The organism is Thiomicrorhabdus sp. Kp2 (assembly GCF_000478585.1).
GTDB lineage: Bacteria > Pseudomonadota > Gammaproteobacteria > Thiomicrospirales > Thiomicrospiraceae > Thiomicrorhabdus.
On record NZ_ARWI01000001.1, the window covers coordinates 2,376,336 to 2,392,833 of the forward strand.

General features: G+C 39.4%; 13 protein-coding genes. 8 read left to right on the plus strand and 5 right to left on the minus strand.

Going from position 1 to position 16,498, the window contains the following annotated elements:
• Positions 1-139 precede the first annotated feature (139 nt).
• The 5 genes from murC to lpxC all read left to right on the plus strand — a co-directional run bounded on the left by murC (position 140) and on the right by lpxC (position 5,582).
• Positions 140-1,528 (plus strand): UDP-N-acetylmuramate--L-alanine ligase, encoded by a 1,389-nt coding sequence (murC, locus tag A379_RS10670; protein ID WP_040728015.1) that lies wholly within the window; start codon positions 140-142, stop codon positions 1,526-1,528.
• Positions 1,528-2,436, plus strand: coding sequence for a D-alanine--D-alanine ligase (locus A379_RS10675; protein ID WP_040728017.1), 909 nt, complete (start codon positions 1,528-1,530; stop codon positions 2,434-2,436). Before murC ends, A379_RS10675 begins: the two co-directional genes overlap by 1 nt.
• A gap of 30 nt (positions 2,437-2,466) precedes the next feature.
• Positions 2,467-3,165, plus strand: a complete 699-nt coding sequence (locus A379_RS10680) for a cell division protein FtsQ/DivIB (RefSeq protein WP_040728018.1) — start codon at positions 2,467-2,469, stop codon at positions 3,163-3,165.
• A 65-nt stretch (positions 3,166-3,230) separates the two neighbouring features.
• Positions 3,231-4,478 (plus strand): cell division protein FtsA, encoded by a 1,248-nt coding sequence (gene ftsA, locus A379_RS10685; RefSeq protein ID WP_040728019.1) that lies wholly within the window; start codon positions 3,231-3,233, stop codon positions 4,476-4,478.
• 177 nt (positions 4,479-4,655) lie between these two features.
• Positions 4,656-5,582 carry a UDP-3-O-acyl-N-acetylglucosamine deacetylase gene (gene lpxC, locus A379_RS10690; protein ID WP_040728021.1) on the plus strand — a complete coding sequence of 309 codons (927 nt, stop codon included), beginning with the start codon at positions 4,656-4,658 and terminating at the stop codon, positions 5,580-5,582.
• A gap of 28 nt (positions 5,583-5,610) precedes the next feature.
• On the opposite strand, the gene A379_RS10695 is transcribed toward lpxC, so the two are convergent.
• Positions 5,611-6,048 (minus strand): DUF721 domain-containing protein, encoded by a 438-nt coding sequence (locus A379_RS10695; RefSeq protein WP_040728023.1) that lies wholly within the window; start codon positions 6,046-6,048, stop codon positions 5,611-5,613.
• Positions 6,049-6,228: 180 nt separating this feature from the next.
• Here A379_RS10695 and secA point away from each other — a divergent pair, with 180 nt between their 5' ends.
• Entirely contained in the window at positions 6,229-8,946 is a 2,718-nt protein-coding gene (secA, locus tag A379_RS10700; protein WP_040728024.1) for a preprotein translocase subunit SecA, read from the plus strand.
• A 120-nt stretch (positions 8,947-9,066) separates the two neighbouring features.
• Positions 9,067-10,278: a bifunctional glutamate N-acetyltransferase/amino-acid acetyltransferase ArgJ gene (gene argJ, locus A379_RS10705; RefSeq protein WP_040728025.1), complete on the plus strand. Its 1,212-nt coding sequence runs from the start codon at positions 9,067-9,069 to the stop codon at positions 10,276-10,278.
• Positions 10,279-10,409: 131 nt separating this feature from the next.
• On the opposite strand, the gene hisC is transcribed toward argJ, so the two are convergent.
• The gene (hisC, locus tag A379_RS10710; RefSeq protein WP_040728026.1) at positions 10,410-11,468 is read right to left on the minus strand and encodes a histidinol-phosphate transaminase; all 1,059 of its coding nucleotides are present in this window, start codon (positions 11,466-11,468) and stop codon (positions 10,410-10,412) included.
• Between the two features lie 170 nt (positions 11,469-11,638).
• Here hisC and A379_RS10715 point away from each other — a divergent pair, with 170 nt between their 5' ends.
• A complete protein-coding gene (locus tag A379_RS10715; RefSeq protein WP_232744846.1) occupies positions 11,639-12,601 on the plus strand; it encodes a Nudix family hydrolase in 963 nt (320 codons plus the stop codon).
• A 27-nt stretch (positions 12,602-12,628) separates the two neighbouring features.
• Here the strand turns inward: A379_RS10715 and coaE are convergent, their stop codons facing one another.
• From coaE to A379_RS10730, 3 genes are all read right to left on the minus strand, one after another.
• Positions 12,629-13,246, minus strand: a complete 618-nt coding sequence (coaE, locus tag A379_RS10720; protein ID WP_040728027.1) for a dephospho-CoA kinase — start codon at positions 13,244-13,246, stop codon at positions 12,629-12,631.
• A 67-nt stretch (positions 13,247-13,313) separates the two neighbouring features.
• Complete coding sequence (locus A379_RS10725) at positions 13,314-15,548, minus strand: bifunctional diguanylate cyclase/phosphodiesterase (protein WP_040728029.1); 2,235 nt, start codon at positions 15,546-15,548, stop codon at positions 13,314-13,316.
• 12 nt (positions 15,549-15,560) lie between these two features.
• A complete protein-coding gene (locus A379_RS10730; protein ID WP_051145171.1) occupies positions 15,561-16,454 on the minus strand; it encodes an alpha/beta hydrolase in 894 nt (297 codons plus the stop codon).
• Between the last annotated feature and the right edge of the window lie 44 nt (positions 16,455-16,498).

Genomic DNA, 16,498 nt, shown 5'->3' on the forward strand with positions numbered 1-16,498 from the left:
AGATTCAATAACTTAAAAAGGTTGTCTTTTTTGCCAGTGAAAAAACCTTAATATTAAGAATAGAAATTGGCGTTTGCATCAGTAAATCATTGTATGATATTGCCTATATTTAAAATTAATTTATGAAGTTGTCAACGCAATGAAAGAACAAGTTAAACAGATTCATTTTGTTGGAATCGGTGGTGTAGGTATGGCGGGTATTGCTGAGGTTTGTCTTAACCTTGGATATATTGTGTCTGGCTCTGATTTAAAACATAACCCGACAGTCGCGCGTTTAGAATCTTTAGGCGCACTGATTCAGCTAGGGCATGAAGCGGATCACGTTAAAAATACCGATGTGGTGGTGGTTTCTACCGCCATTGGAGCAGGTAATGCGGAAGTTGATTGGGCAAGAAGCACCCGTATCCCCGTTATTCCTCGTGCTGAAATGTTAGCTGAATTAATGAGAATGCGTTTTGGAATCGCGATTGCAGGAACCCACGGAAAAACCACAACAACCAGTCTTGCCGCCTCGGTACTGACACAAGGTGGGATTGATCCAACTTTTGTGATTGGTGGTAAATTGAACCAGGTCGGTTCTAATGCTCGCTTGGGTTCGAGTCGTTATTTAGTTGCCGAGGCGGATGAATCCGATGCTTCATTTTTACACCTTTCACCGATGATGTCGGTGGTTACCAATATTGATGAAGATCATATGGAAACCTATCAAGGTGATTACCAAAATTTAGAAAACACCTTTATCGAATTTATTCATCGTTTGCCATTTTATGGCATGGCGATTATGTGTATAGACGATGAGAATATTCAAAAGATTTTACCTAAACTATCCCGTAAAGTTTTGACCTATGGTTTTGCTGAAAATGCCGATATCAGAGCCATCAATGTTACTGCAAAAGGGTTGCAGATGCAGTTTCAGGTTCTGGTTGGCCGTGAACGTAGCTTTGATATTACGCTGAACCTACCTGGAAAACACAACGTATTAAATGCGCTTGCCGCAATTGCGATTGCTCTAAAGTTGGATGTTTCGGTAGAAGCGATTCAGCAGGCTTTAAATGAATTTGGTGGTGTAGGGCGACGTTTTGAGGTTTATCCTGAACGTGTTATTGGCAATCATACCGTAACTTTAGTGGATGATTATGGTCATCACCCAACAGAGCTTGAAGCGACCATCTCGACGGCCAGAGACGCTTTTCCAGAAAAACGTTTGGTTTTAGTTTTTCAACCGCATCGTTACACCCGAACACGTGACTTGTTTGATGACTTTGTTCAAGCCTTAATGGGGCCTGATTTGGTGATTTTATTAGATGTTTATGCCGCTGGTGAAATGCCATTGCCAATGTTTGATTCAAAATCACTGCTTCAAGCCTTGAGGCTGCGTGGTGAACATGGCTTTTATGCTGACAGTTTAGAGCAGCTAGATGAAATCGCTAAAGATGTTTTGCATGATGATGATGTCGTTCTCGTTATGGGAGCGGGTGATGTGGGGCAGGTCGCTAAAAACTGGCACTCAGTTGAGGAGCAGGTTTAATGAAGTTTGGAAAAGTGGCTGTATTAATGGGCGGTAAAGCGGCTGAGCGAGACGTTTCGTTAAGAAGTGGTGCTGCGGTTACTGAAGCTTTATTGGCTCAAGGCATTGATGCGGTTTCAGAAGATGTCACGCAACTAGAAGATTTACAGCGTATTGCTAAAGAGTACGATAGAGCGTTTATTGCCTTGCACGGTCGTTGGGGTGAAGATGGTGTGGTTCAAGCTGTTTTAGATGATTTAGGGTTACCTTATACAGGCAGTGGAATGACCGCGTCAGCTGTTGCCATGGATAAACTAAGAACCAAGTGGATGTGGATGGGAGCAGGCCTGCCAACTCCAGGATTCATCTGGGTCTCTGATTTGATGCCATTAGATATTGATGAGTTTGATTTACCATTTCCAGTCATTGTAAAACCATGCCATGAAGGTTCTAGTATTGGTATGCGTAAGGTCTATGACAAAGAGAGCTTGGTTGAAGCCGTCACTTACGCTCGTGAGTTTGACTCGGAAGTTTTGATTGAACAGTGGATTACCGGGCGTGAATATACTGGGGCGGTATTGAATAACCAGGCTTTGCCATTGATTCAGTTAAAAACCTCACATGATTTTTATGATTTTGATGCTAAATACAAATCAAACGATACTCAATATATTTGCCCTTGTGGCCTTGATTCAGAAAGTGAAAGTGATATTCAAAATTTAGTTTTACAAGCCTTTCATGTGCTTGGTTCACAGGGATGGGGGCGAGTGGATTTAATGTTGGATGAGGATGACCAGGCCTGGTTAATCGAGCTCAACTCGGTTCCTGGTATGACGGATCATAGTCTTGTTCCTATGGCTGCGAAGGTGGCTGGGATCAGTTTTGAAAATTTAGTTGTTGAAATTTTAAAAACAACCTTAAAGCGTTAAGCGGAATGATGTTTACAGGAGTAGATTATTTTGTTTAGCGTAAAGCGCAGTCTGCAACTATTCATACTGTTTTTAGCATTGGTAACTCTTGTTTCTGTTGGCTGGCTGTCTACTCAGAAAGATTCTCCACTCTATAAGCCTATAGAGAGTTACAAGCTGGTTTTACCGATTAAACAAGTGACAGAAGAAGAGATTGCTACGACTGTAAAGCCTTATTTAGGAGCATCGTTTTGGGATATCCCCTTAAATAAAATTCAAGCAGATTTGGTGCATTTAGATTGGGTGCAGTCAGCCCAGGTAAAACGTAAATGGCCAAATTTACTTTATATTTCAATTAAAGAGCAAACTCCTGTTGCCCGCTGGGGGGATGCTGGACTAGTGAATCGTTCTGGTGAGGTGTTCTTTCCAGAATCAATAGAGGGCTTTACCAATCTGGTTGAGCTTGATGGAGAACTCGCCCAATCACAGCAGGTTTTGCGTAATCTAATTACCCTACAAAGTCAGTTTTTAAATTTAGATTTTATTATAAAATCCTTGAAATTATCCACAGATAATGTCTGGAGTATCGGCATCTTAGATGGCCCAAGTATTGTCTTAGATTCATTGAATTATGAGCATAAACTACAGCGTTTTATCAAAGCCTATCCAAAGCTCGATTCAGAGATGAGAAAATCAGCAGGAATTTATGATTTACGCTATAGTAATGGTTTTATAATTGCCAAGAAATGAATCGTATTTAGCTTGGTTCAAGATTCAAATTTGATAGTGTGAAATGAGAAAAGGTAAAGCATAGCATGGCGCGAAAACAACACTCCTCAAATACCGTAGTGGGTTTAGATATCGGTACTTCTAAAATTGCGGCAATCATCGGTAAAATCAAACCAGATGGCGAAATAGAAGTGGTGGGGATGGGAACTCATCCTTCAAGAGGACTCAAAAAGGGTGTTGTCGTCAATATCGATTCTACCGTTGAATCTATTCAACGTGCGATTGATGAAGCTGAAAGAATGTCGGGTTTTGAAGTGCATTCTGTTTACGTAGGTATTGCAGGAAGTCATATTAAGAGTTTTAACTCAAACGGTATGGTGGCTATTCGTAACCAAGATGTTCAGCCTGATGATATTGAACGTGTTATGGATGCTGCACAAACCATTGCCATTCCTGGTGATCAGCGTGTTCTACATATTCTTTCTCAAGAGTACATTATCGATAATCAAGGCGGTATCCGTGAGCCAATTGGTATGTCAGGTGTTCGTCTAGAAGCTAAGGTTCATATGGTTACTGGCTCTGTCAGTGCGGCACAAAATATCACCAAATGTGTCGAGCGTTGTAACTTAGGTGTCTCTGATATCATTCTAGAACAACTTGCTTCGAGTGAAGCGGTGCTTTCTGAAGATGAAAAAGAACTCGGTGTTTGTTTAGTTGATATTGGTGGTGGAACAACGGATATTGCCGTGTTTCATAATGGCGCAATTCGCCATACTGCGGTTATTTCTGTTGCAGGCGATCAAGTTACCAATGATATTGCAGTTGCCTTACGTACACCAACACAAGCCGCCGAAGAGATTAAGCGTAAATACGCTTGTGCTTTACCTCAGTTAATTGATAAAGACGAAGAGATTGAGGTAGCCAGTGTGGGTGATCGCCCAGCGCGATGCCTTTCTCGTCGTACTTTAGTGGAAGTGATTGAGCCACGATATGAAGAGTTATTTCAACTGATTCAAGCAGAGCTACGCAGTGCGGGATTTGAAGATGTTTTGGCAGCAGGTATTGTTTTAACGGGTGGCAGTTCTCTGGTTGAAGGGGCAGTTGAGTTAGCAGAAGAAGTTTTTCATATGCCTGTAAGATTGGGTTATCCACAAGGTGTTCATGGCCTAAAAGATGAAGTCAATAGTCCGTCTTATGCAACAACGGTTGGTCTATTAATGCACGCTCGAGACCATTTAGGTGGTGCAGTACCTGAGATAGCTGAACGCTCTAGCTTTTCGGATGCAGGTTCTGTCCTTGAAAGAATGAAAACGTGGTTTAGTAAAAGCTTTTAAGCATTAATTGTACGGATTACATATCTAAGTAAATTTCGGTCTAAATTTTGCGGTGTGTTCTATGCTAGAATGCACGGCGTTATAAGAGATGGATATTTTGCTTTGTAAGTAGACAATCCTTTAAATTCGCAGTATTGAAAACATAGTATAAAATCCACATTAGAAAATGAGTTTCCCTTGAATCAAAGAACACTTGCCAACAAAATTAAGGCCAAAGGTATTGGCTTACACACGGGTCATGAATCAGTCATGACTTTGCGTCCAGCCCCTGTGAACACTGGAATTGTCTTTAGACGTGTCGATTGCACGCCAGAAGTTGAATTCAGAGTGTCACCTGAGATTGTTGGTGAGACTATGTTATGTACGACCATTGTTAACTCTGATGGTGAGAAGAAAATAAAAATAGCGACCATTGAGCATTTAATGTCGGCTCTGGCGGGTGTTGGAATTGATAATGTGTATATTGATATCACTTCGGATGAAGTGCCAATAATGGACGGTAGTTCATCCCATTTTATCTTTTTATTGCAGTCGGCGGGTATTCAAATTCAAGACGTACCTAAAAAGTTCGTAAAAATATTAAAGCCTATTCGAGTTGAAAATGAAAAAGGTGGTTCTGCTGAGTTTAAACCGTATGAAGGTTATCGTTTAAATTTCTCAATTGATTTTGAACACCCAGCATTCCAAGAGACAGCTGAAAAAATGACTTTAGAATTTTCATCAACAGCCTATTTTAAAGAAGTGAGCCGTGCACGTACCTTTGGTTTTATGAAAGATATGGAGACGTTACGAGCACGAAATCTAGGGTTGGGAGCGAGTTTAAAAAATGCGATTGGTCTTGATGAGAAAGGTGTAATGAATATCGAAGGCCTTCGAGATAAAGATGAGTTTGTACGGCATAAAATTTTAGATGCAGTAGGTGATTTATACATGCTGGGGCATCCTATTGTGGGTGAGTTTACCGCTCATAAGTCTGGGCATGCATTAAACAATCAATTATTAAGAGCTTTATTAGAGCAACCTGAAGCTTATGAATTGGTAGAGTACTCTGATGAAGGTGGAAAACCACCTGTGAGGTATGGTAGTAGTAAGGTTCTACTTTAGTGCCAAATTAACTATTAGAAAAAACGCCCTAGTCATGGGCGTTTTTTTTTGCACGTAAACTGAGTGATTTAAGAGCTTCACTGAGGCCTTTTGATTTAACGGATTGACTGATTTGTAGCATCTCTTCAGCATCTTGATTGCTGGGTGGCGTGACAATTTTTTTGGTACGAACAGGATCAGGTGATTGTGGTAAGACATGAACCTTTACATTTCTGAGTTCTAAGTGTGGAAAGTGCTCTTGGTAGATGCCCAGCAAATTGGGTTCATAAAAGCGCAATTGTGTTGCCCAAATACTTTCATCAAGTTGCAATAGTAGCGTATTTTTTTCAAAGCTCACGCCAACCAAATGAGGTTGAAGTTCTGTCGGTAAGCTATCCTGTCCCACCTCTAGAAGAGCTTGGAAAAGCTGTGCGTCTGCCAGTAAGTTTTTTAGCGCACCTTGTGCTTGATTTAAGAGAGGTTTCATACTGTTAGTATTTGGTTTTATGTTAGAATATTCGCTCATTTTACCGCAATAATGATTGTACAAAACCCCAAAAATTGGGGTTTAGCGTAAAATGATGCAGAATCAAATTTGTGATTCGCCCGCTTGACAGCTTATGTCATCTATTGTTAGCACTATTTTTTAATTGGAATGAACATTTAAATGGCCTTAAATATCTTTACAAAACTCTTTGGTAGTCGAAACGAACGCATGCTTAAACAGTATCGTAAAGTGACTCAATCAATTAATGCATTAGAAGAAGAATATGAAGCATTAACAGACGAAGAGTTGCAACAGAAAACCCAAGAATTTAAACAGTTTCTTGAAGATGGTAACACCTTAGATGACATTCTTCCGCAAGCTTTTGCGGTTGTGCGTGAAGCAGGTAAACGTGTTTTTGGAATGCGTCATTATGATGTGCAGATGATTGGTGGTATGGCTCTTAATGATGGGCGTATTGCTGAGATGCGAACGGGTGAAGGTAAAACCTTGGTGGCAACTCTTCCTGTTTATTTAAATGCGCTGAAAGGTGAGGGTGTTCATGTTATTACCGTAAATGACTACCTCGCTAAACGTGATGCTGAACAGATGGGGCAGTTATATAGTTTTTTAGGGTTAAGTACCGGTGTGATTTTAAGCGGCCAATCTCAACAAGAGAAACAAGCCGCTTATGCTCAAGATATTACTTATGGAACGAATAACGAATTCGGTTTTGATTATCTGCGTGACAATATGGCAATTTTCTCAGCTGAAAAAGTCATGCGTGGTCAACATTTTGCCGTCATTGATGAGGTTGACTCAATTTTGATTGATGAGGCTCGTACACCTTTGATTATTTCAGGGCCATCTGAAGATAAATCGGAGCTATACAAAAAAATTAACCCATTAGTTGCACACCTTGAACAGGGTGAAGAAGATCTAGAGACCAAAACCTCTTCGGGTGACTTTACGATTGATGAAAAATCAAAGCAAGTCTATTTAACGGATGATGGACATGCCAAAGTCGAAGCAATGATGGCCGAGCAAGGACTGCTTGAAGAAGGTGATAGCCTTTATGATGCGGCTCACATCGGTTTAATGATTCATGTGAATGCGGCTCTAAGAGCCAATTTACTGTTTGAAAAGAACCGTGATTACATTGTTGAAAATGATGAAGTTGTCATTATCGATGAGTTTACAGGTCGTAAAATGGAAGGGCGTCGCTGGAGTGAAGGTTTACACCAAGCGGTTGAGGCGAAAGAGGGTGTTAAGATTCAACAAGAGAGTCAAACATTTGCTTCAATTACTTTCCAGAACTACTTCCGTCAATATGAAAAATTATCTGGTATGACGGGGACAGCGGACACTGAAGCGGGTGAGTTTTTATCCACCTATAATCTTGAAGTTGTCGTTATCCCACCAAATAAAACACCAACAAGAATCGATTTACCTGACTTGGTCTTTTTGGATATGGAAGGGAAATTTCATGCCATTGTTAGAGATATTGCTGAAACACATAAATCACAACAGCCTGTATTGGTGGGTACCGCTTCAATTGAAATGTCGGAGCTTTTATCGCGTTTTCTAACACAAGAAAATGTGCCACATAATGTTTTGAATGCCAAACAACATGAAAAAGAAGCGTCTATTATTGCTAATGCTGGGCGTCCAGGTGCCGTTACGATTGCTACCAATATGGCAGGGCGTGGTACTGATATTGTATTAGGCGGTAATTTAGAACTTGAACTAGCTGAATTGAACAATCCTAGTGAGGAAAAAGTTAAGCAAGTAACAGCAGATTGGAAAAAACGCCATGATGAGGTGTTGAGTTTTGGCGGTTTAAAAGTGATTGGTTCAGAACGACATGAATCAAGACGTATTGATAACCAGTTACGTGGTCGTTCTGGGCGTCAGGGTGATGTGGGAACCACACGTTTTTATCTCTCTTTAGATGACGATTTGATGCGTCGTTTTGCTTCTGAAAAAGTAAAATCTATGATGAAACGTTTAGGTATGACTTCTGATGAAGCGATTGAGCATAAGATGGTCACTAAGTCGATTGAGCGAGCTCAAAAGCAAGTTGAACGTATGCATCAAGATGAGCGTGCAAACTTACTTAAATTTGATGATATTTCTAATCAACAGCGTAAAGTGGTTTATCAACAGCGTAACGAGTTAATGGAAGCTGAAGAGGTTTCTGATGTAGTTGATAGTTTGCGTGAACAAGTCGTTGAACAACTTGTTGCGATGTATATCCCTAAAGGCTCTTTGGAAGAACAGTGGGATATTCCAGGAGTCGAAAAAGCCATCGCCGAAGAGTTAGGCGCACAGTTTTCAATTCAAACTTGGTTAGATGAAGATAAAAATCTGTATGAAGAAAAATTGGTTGAACGTATCGTGGCTGAATTGGCTACTTTATACCAAGCCAAAATGGCTGTTGTTGATCCTGCCACACGTCATCATTTCGAAAAAGAAGTATTGTTGAGAACGATTGATAGACAGTGGCGTGAACATTTGTCAGAAATGGATTATTTACGTCGTGGTATTCACTTACGCGGTTATGCACAAAAAGACCCTTTCCAAGAGTACCGTCGTGAATCTTCTGAGATGTTCCACAACTTCTTGCAAGAAGTGACTTTTGAAACGGTTAAGGTACTTTCTTTAGTGCAAATTGAAGGGTCACAAGATGTGGCTGATTTTGATGAGCAAACAGAAAAAGAACGCCCACACAATTTAGATGCGACACATCCATCGGCAGATGGCTTATCTGATGATAATCAAGAGGTTGAAGTTGAGGCGGACTCTACCTTCAAAAGAGAAGCACCAAAAGTAGGACGAAATGATCCATGTCCTTGTGGTTCGGGTAAAAAATATAAACAATGTTGTGGAAAATTAAGTTAATCCACAGTATGCTAAATTGATTTTATAATCTCTCAAAAGCATTATAAAAGCCCACCGTTAGGTGGGTTTTGTTTTTCCCTAATAGATAATAAAGATAAGTAAGGGTTTTAAGGAATTTTTATGAAAATAGATACGCTAGAGTTTCATCCTATTGCGGGTGTGTATTTAGGTTCTTGTGCAGCAAAAATTAAAAAGAATGGTTCAACCGATTTAGTGGTTTTTGAGTTGGCTGAAGGTTCTATTACTGCAGCCACATTTACTCAAAATGCCTTTTGTGCAGCGCCAGTTACATTGGCAAAAAACCATCTAAAAATGGCACAGCCTAGAGCTCTGTTGATAAATGCGGGTAATGCCAATGCTGGAACAGGTGAGCGCGGCCTACAAGATGCTAAACAGACCTGTGAATGGCTTGCGAATGAGTTAGGTTGTGATGCCGAGCAAGTTTTACCTTTTTCAACAGGGGTAATCGGTGAAAACATTCCGATGGAAAAATTTCAAGCGGGAATTCCTTTAGCTTTATCAAATTTATCGATCACAGGTTGGCAGGATGCTTGTAAAGGTATTATGACGACAGATTTAGTACCTAAGTCGGTAAGTAAAGTTGTTGATATTGATGGACATTCAGTGACCATTACGGGCATTTCAAAAGGATCAGGAATGATTCATCCGAATATGGCGACTATGTTAGGTTTTGTGGCAACGGATGCAAAAATCAATCAGGCCTGTTTACAGCAGTGTTTATCGGATGCGGTTAATTTGTCGTTTAACCGAATCACAGTTGACGGTGATACCTCCACAAATGATGCTTGCACATTAACGGCAACTCAACAAGTCGATATGCCAGAAATTAATTCGGTGGAGTCTTCTGCTTACAAAGCATTTGCGACTGAAATTAATCAAGTAATGACCGATTTAGCACAGATGATTGTGCGTGATGGAGAAGGTGCGACTAAGTTTGTAAGTGTTATTGTTGAAGGCGGTGCGTCACAAGCCGAATGTTTGAAGGTTGCACATGCTGTTGCTTTATCACCGTTGGTTAAGACAGCGTTATTTGCCTCAGATCCAAACTGGGGTCGTATTTTAGCGGCAGTGGGTAGAGCGGGTGTTGATTCACTGGATGTGAATGCACTTAAAATCTATTTAGGGGATGTTTGCATTGTCGAAAATGGTGGTCGTGCAATCTCTTACACTGAAGAAGCTGGCAAAGCGGTTATGAATCAAACAGATATTGATATTTTGATTCAGTTAAATCGTGGTGATGCTTCTGAGACGGTTTGGACAACCGACTTTTCATATGATTATGTGAAAATTAATGCTGAGTATCGTTCTTAATGACAAGTGACCAGTTATAGCCATTTAGTTTGATTATTGGTTATTTCAAGCAAAAGCCCCAAATAAGAAGCTCTTATTTGGGGTTTTTTATGAGGTACTATTTATTAGATCGGTTTTGTTGAATCACTTTTTTAAGTAACGATTTCACTTAGCGCTTTACATAAAGCTTGGTTTTCATCATTGTTACCAATCGTGATGCGTAAGTACTCATTGATACGAGGTTTATTGAAGTAGCGCACAATAATCGATTTTTCACGCAGTTTAGCGGCAATCTCTTCGGCATTGAAGTTTTTATGACTGGCGAAGACAAAGTTTGCCTTAGAGGGGATTACCTCAAACCCGAGTTTTTGTAGATGAGAAACCAGTTCTTCACGCGTTTCAATGATTGCTTTGCAACTATTCTGAAAGGCGCTCTCATCGTCAAACGAAGCAACAGCTCCATAGATTGCCATACGATCTAAAGGGTAGGAGTTAAAGCTGTTTTTAACACGCTCTAACCCTTCAATAAGGTCGGGATGACCCACCGCAAAACCGACGCGTAAACCAGCTAGAGAACGAGATTTAGATAAGGTTTGTGTTACCAATAAGTTTGGATATTGGTTTACTAAGGTAATCGCACTTTGACCACCAAAATCGATATAAGCTTCATCAATAACGACCACTTGGTTAGGGTGATTTATAAGCAACTCTTCAATTTGGGTTAGTTCTAAAAGACGGCCTGTGGGCGCATTTGGATTGGGAAAGATAATTGCCCCACACTCTTGCTGATAGTGATTAATATCTATCGCAAAATCGTCTGTTAAAGGGATTTCTTTAAAATCAATACCATATAAACCACAATATACAGGGTAAAAGCTGTATGTGATGTCAGGAAATAGTAAGGGTTTGTCGTGTTTTAAAAGCGCTTGAAAGGCGTGCGCCAGAACTTCGTCAGAGCCGTTACCCACAAAGACCTGATTCGCCTGTAAACCATGATATTTAGCAATACGTTGTTTTAATAGATCCGCATTTGGGTCAGGGTAGAGTTTTAGCTTATCATCGGCAACTTCTCTAATGACTTGTAAAACACGATCAGAAGGTGGGTATGGATTCTCATTGGTATTAAGCTTGATTAAGTTGCTCACCTTTGGCTGTTCACCTGGAACGTAAGGGGTTAAGTTGTGAACTAACGAACTCCAAAATTGACTCATGGGATAGACTCTTAAAATTAAAAACGGTTTACTATGATATAAGGTGATTTTATTTCAAAGTATTTTACCTTAAAGTTACCAGGCCTGGTAATTTAGCCTGTAAGAAATCTTAATATTCACTCTTTAGAGTTTTAGAGTTTCTATTGTCATAAATAAGGAAGAGAGTAAGCGTGTTAGAAACCAAAAATAAAATAAATTCTTATATTGATATTGCTGTGGGTGTGCTTAAACAAGACGATAAGGTTTGTCTAAGTTTGAGACAAAAACATCAAAGTCATGCCAATCATTGGGAGTTTCCTGGTGGAAAGGTTGAAGAGGGTGAAAGTATAATTGAAGCTTTACAGCGAGAATTTTTTGAAGAGTTGGCTATTCAAACAAAGGGTTGGCAAAAACTCATTGAAATTCCCTGGCATTACGAAAAGGTTTCAGTACGTTTGCATGTTTATCAAACTGAGCAATTTAGGGGTAAACCAACAGGTAATGAAGGGCAAAGAGTTGAATGGTTTGCTGTAAATGAGCTTTCAAATTTGGAGTTTCCTAAAGCCAATAAAGGGATTGTTACGGCTTTACAATTGTCAGACAGCTATATGATTACAGGTCAGTTTGTGAATGCTCAAGAGGCGTTACAAAAGCTGACTAATGCCTTGGATAGCGGGGTTCGTTTTTGTCAGTTGAGAGCTAAAGGGTTATCTGAAGAGGCTTTTTTAGAGATTGCAAAACCCGCCATTAAACAGTGCCAGCACTATGGTGCTAAAATTTTATTGAATGGTAAAGTGACGCTATTAGAGACCTTTCCAGATGCCGATGGCATTCAGCTGGCTTCCAATGAAATTGATGCGTTTAATGAACGCCCCATAGCAAAAGACAAAATACTGGGGGTTTCAACTCACACGGATAACGATATTTCTCAAGCTTTAAAGTTGGATGCCGATTTTATTTTACTGTCGCCAGTGAAAGAGACTACTTCTCACCCAGAAGTGCCAGGAATTGGCTGGTCAAATTTTGCAGATAAAGTAAAGGATATTCCAATCCCTGTTTTTGCTCTGGGTGGTATGAAGCCAGAAGATATTGACGTTGCTAAACAAAATGGTGGACAAGGAATTGCAGCGATTTCTGGTTTTTGGCCAAGCTGATTGTTTGGCTGTGTTTGATTTTTGTTTTTAAGTTTCTGTTGAAAATGGTTCAAGCTTGGAAAGAACGCTCTGTTCTAATGTTTCAAGCGAGCCACTATTATCAATAATAGAGTCAGCGTATTGCAGTCTCTCTTGTCTAGTGGCTTGTTGTGCAATAATCTTTTCGATTAATGCGCGGTCATTGCCATCTCTTTGTACAGCGCGTTGTATTTGTTGTTCAATAGAGCAATCAACCACCCAAATTTCATCTATATAACCAGGCCTGGTAGTTTGTTTTTTGATGGATTCAATTAAAAGCGGGATGGCAACAACGATATGTGTTGGTTTGGCTTTCCTATACTCGGTAATTTTTTGAAGCGTTTTCTCTAGAATAAGTGGGTGGAGAATCGATTCTAACGCTTGTTTTGCGCTTGCTTCATTGAAGATGATTTTTCTTAGAAGTGCTCGGTTAAGTGTACCATCCGTATTGAGGCATTTTTCGCCAAAACACTCCACAACCTGTTGGAGTCCTTTGGAATGCGGCTCTACAACTTCGCGGGATAGTTGATCGGTATCGATTATAGGGATATTGTGCTTTTCTAATAGCGCTGTAACGGTGCTTTTTCCTGCGCCAATACCACCTGTAAGTCCAATCACTTTAGTCATATTCGTTGTTATTCACTATGGTTTATCTAGCTGTTTGTGTAAGTTCGTTGTAGATTGACTATCCCACTTACATTGAAATGGGTTTCTGAGCAATGGCGGATGGTTTTCCGAGTAAGTACCCTTGAATGTGTGTGGCACCAGCATCAGCCGCTTTTTGTAACATCTCTTGGTCTTCAATGCCTTCCATAATTAAATCGTAGCCAGAGTTTATAATCATCTCAGCCGTAGTTTCAATAATATTACGTGTTTTGATATCGGGGCTTAACAGAGCTTGGGTCATTGTCATATCAAACTTAATAATATCAACGGGCATATGTGCTAAATAACGGATAGATGAGTAACCACTGCCAAAATCATCGAGGGCAATTAAAAATCCATCGGCACGTAAATTATTAAGTACTTTTTGAGCATATTCCATATGGTCAATTAAGCTGTTTTCAGTAATCTCTAGAACTATTTTGTAGTCTTTCAAAAAAGGTTTAATAGATTTAAACAGTTTTGGAAAGCTGGGTTGCAGCAGGGTTTTGCCTGAGATATTAATAGAGAGTCCTGTTCCTGTTGGAATCTCACCTCGTTTAAAGGCGCCATGAATTTGTTTAATCACTTGATTATCAAGTTCAAATTCTAATCTGCGGCGGTCAACAACAGAAAAGATATCATTGGGAACAATAAGTTGATCATCTTGTTTGATGCGAATAAGGGATTCATAGTAAATAGATTGATCAAGCAACGACTGAATAGGTTGATAATGCATTTGAATCCCTTTTCCTGTATGAATCGCTTCAACAATGGTGTTCACAAGGCTGTTGGAAACAAGAGAGAGAGATTCATTTTCAAAGCTAGAGTGATAACATTGAATTTTTTCATTTAGGGACTGCTTAGCCTTATACATTGCCATGTCAGCTTGTTTGGGTAATAAACTAATATCATTACTTAAATCTTCTAAGGTACTGCTTACACCAACGCTAAAGCTTAAATGTTCTTTAATACCAATGCTGGGAAAAGGCGCTTGCTCCAAAGAAACTAGGCAAGCTTGAGCAATCATCATAGTTTCTTCGTGGGTTTTATTTTGCAATAGCACCGCAAACTCATCTCCACCAATACGATAAACAGGGCAGTCGATAGGTAGTGTTTGCTGAATGGTGATGGCTGAGAGCTTAATGACCTCATCCCCAACTTCATGACCATAGGTATCATTTAACGCTTTAAAAAAGTCACAATCAAAGAGCATGAACGTGATGGGGCTGGGGTTTTGAATATATTCATAAACCACTTCATTCCATGCTTCATCAAAAGCACGACGGTTATAGATGTTAGTTAACACATCTCTACGCGCCTGTTCCCAAACGGTTTGGTTTTGACGGTCTAGTTCATTTTGAGTATTTTGTAAATCTCTATGATAATCGTGAATGGTGTTTTTTAATTCTTCGAATTCTTTTAAAAAAAACATCTCTTTGGGGAGTGGATGAATTTTTTTAGGTTGGTTTTTTAAACGCTGTAGGTACTCCGAGATAACATACAAGGGTTTATAGATTGTTAAATTAAACAGGAATGTTATCAATAAACTAATAATAATCATTAGCACAATGAGTTCGATAATAAAGTCCTGAATCAGTTGCCATAAGTAGTCACTGACAGGGTTAGAAGTGGGCTGATAAGAGAGGTGTGTCATAATCTCATCAAAAGGAAACTCTCCTGTTCCATTAACACGAAGTGAAGATTTATCGACGCTGTAAAATGTATTTTGGCTCAATAGAAAGGGTAGAAATTCGATTGAAATTCCTACATAGCCAATAACCTCTTCCGAGCCTCTTAATTTGACTTCCTGGAAAAAGTTTAGATACATTTCTAAATTGTTTTTCAGGATGACTTTCGGCTCTGTATCCGTTAATTTTTCGGGTAATAAAAATTGTAATTGTGTATTTGGAGATGCGGGCATAAGCAGTTCTGAATTGGATTTATAGAGCTCTAGTGAATTATAGTAGGGTTTGAAATAACCGCTCTCTTTAAGACGTTCGTCATGCCAAAAGAAGTAATAACTAGGGTCGTTGAACTGCTGGTGAACCTCATCCCATTCGGTAATAGCATTGGCTTGTTTTTTAATGTTATTTAAAGCGTTATAGATAGCCTTCTCAAGCTCATGCTCGGCTTCGAGTTTTGATTGTTTTTGCACGGTTTCTCGAATCTTTTCACCTTCTCGGTAGAGGGTTAAATCAACAAAAAGTAGAACTAATGCAGAAATAATAAGGAAGAATGCAAAGTAAAAACGAATGGACTTTATGAGAGATTTAGGGGGGTTCAAGAATTTATCATCCTATTTACTAGAGATTTCTTTAACGATTTCAACTAGACGGTCTTGTAAATCAAATTCATGTTCACTTGAAAAAAAGTGGTTGGCGCCATCCACAATAATTAAGTTCGTACCTGTATGTTTAATTTCATCAAGCCAGTTTTTACCAACACTTAAATAGCGTTTGTCGGCACTACCCATAATGGTATAACTTGGAATTTGTAATCTATTTAAGCTATTTAGAACGTATTCTCTGTCAAGTTTCATATAGGAAAGATAGCTTTCTGTGGTGGCAAAATAGTTGTTTTTGCAAAATAAAAAACTGTATTTATTGGGACGGTTTTGGTTTTTACTGAGCAAATCTTTCGCTAAAACGATTTCATTTTCTAGCGTGCCGAGCTCTTTACCCTTTAAATAAAATAAACTCGTAAATACCGCCCCTGTAATGTTTGTCTGCGGTTTAGTGTTGAGATACTCTAGAAGTTCTTGGCTGCCACTGGAATGCCCAACTAATATAATTTTTTGATGTCCTTGACTCATTAACCAATCAACCCAGGACTGAATTTCATCCACATCGGTTTCTAGTGTGTGTGTATGGATTGAGTTACATTTAATGGAGTTTTGTCGTTTGTTAATACCTAGAGTCAGGGTTGGCGCAAGAGTAGTAAAGCCTTCATCTTGAAGTGATTTACTCATTGCTACAACCGTATGAAACTTGTTCGTTGTTAAAAAACCGTGAATGATAAGAACGGCAGGTTTTGTTGTTTCACCTTTAAAGTAGTCTGCCTCGGCATGGATTTCTGAATTATTCAGTTTATGACTAACGGTTGCAGCCTGACTCTCTATGGCAAAAGAGAGAAGAATAGTGATAAAGATGAGCGGTATCAAAATTGAGCGTTTAGTGTTTACACTATCCATAATATTTTAGATTTTAACCATTGTATTCGTTCAGGAATGAAAGT

What these genes read in the sequence shown, in the direction of transcription:
- murC (WP_040728015.1), top strand. Translation starts at nt 140, where the DNA reads ATGAAAGAACAAGTTAAACAGATTCATTTTGTTGGAATCGGTGGTGTA.
- A379_RS10675 (WP_040728017.1), top strand. Translation starts at nt 1,528, where the DNA reads ATGAAGTTTGGAAAAGTGGCTGTATTAATGGGCGGTAAAGCGGCTGAG.
- ftsA (WP_040728019.1), top strand. Translation starts at nt 3,231, where the DNA reads ATGGCGCGAAAACAACACTCCTCAAATACCGTAGTGGGTTTAGATATC.
- A379_RS10695 (WP_040728023.1), bottom strand. Translation starts at nt 6,048, where the DNA reads ATGAAACCTCTCTTAAATCAAGCACAAGGTGCGCTAAAAAACTTACTG.
- secA (WP_040728024.1), top strand. Translation starts at nt 6,229, where the DNA reads ATGGCCTTAAATATCTTTACAAAACTCTTTGGTAGTCGAAACGAACGC.
- argJ (WP_040728025.1), top strand. Translation starts at nt 9,067, where the DNA reads ATGAAAATAGATACGCTAGAGTTTCATCCTATTGCGGGTGTGTATTTA.
- hisC (WP_040728026.1), bottom strand. Translation starts at nt 11,468, where the DNA reads ATGAGTCAATTTTGGAGTTCGTTAGTTCACAACTTAACCCCTTACGTT.
- coaE (WP_040728027.1), bottom strand. Translation starts at nt 13,246, where the DNA reads ATGACTAAAGTGATTGGACTTACAGGTGGTATTGGCGCAGGAAAAAGC.
- A379_RS10730 (WP_051145171.1), bottom strand. Translation starts at nt 16,454, where the DNA reads ATGGATAGTGTAAACACTAAACGCTCAATTTTGATACCGCTCATCTTT.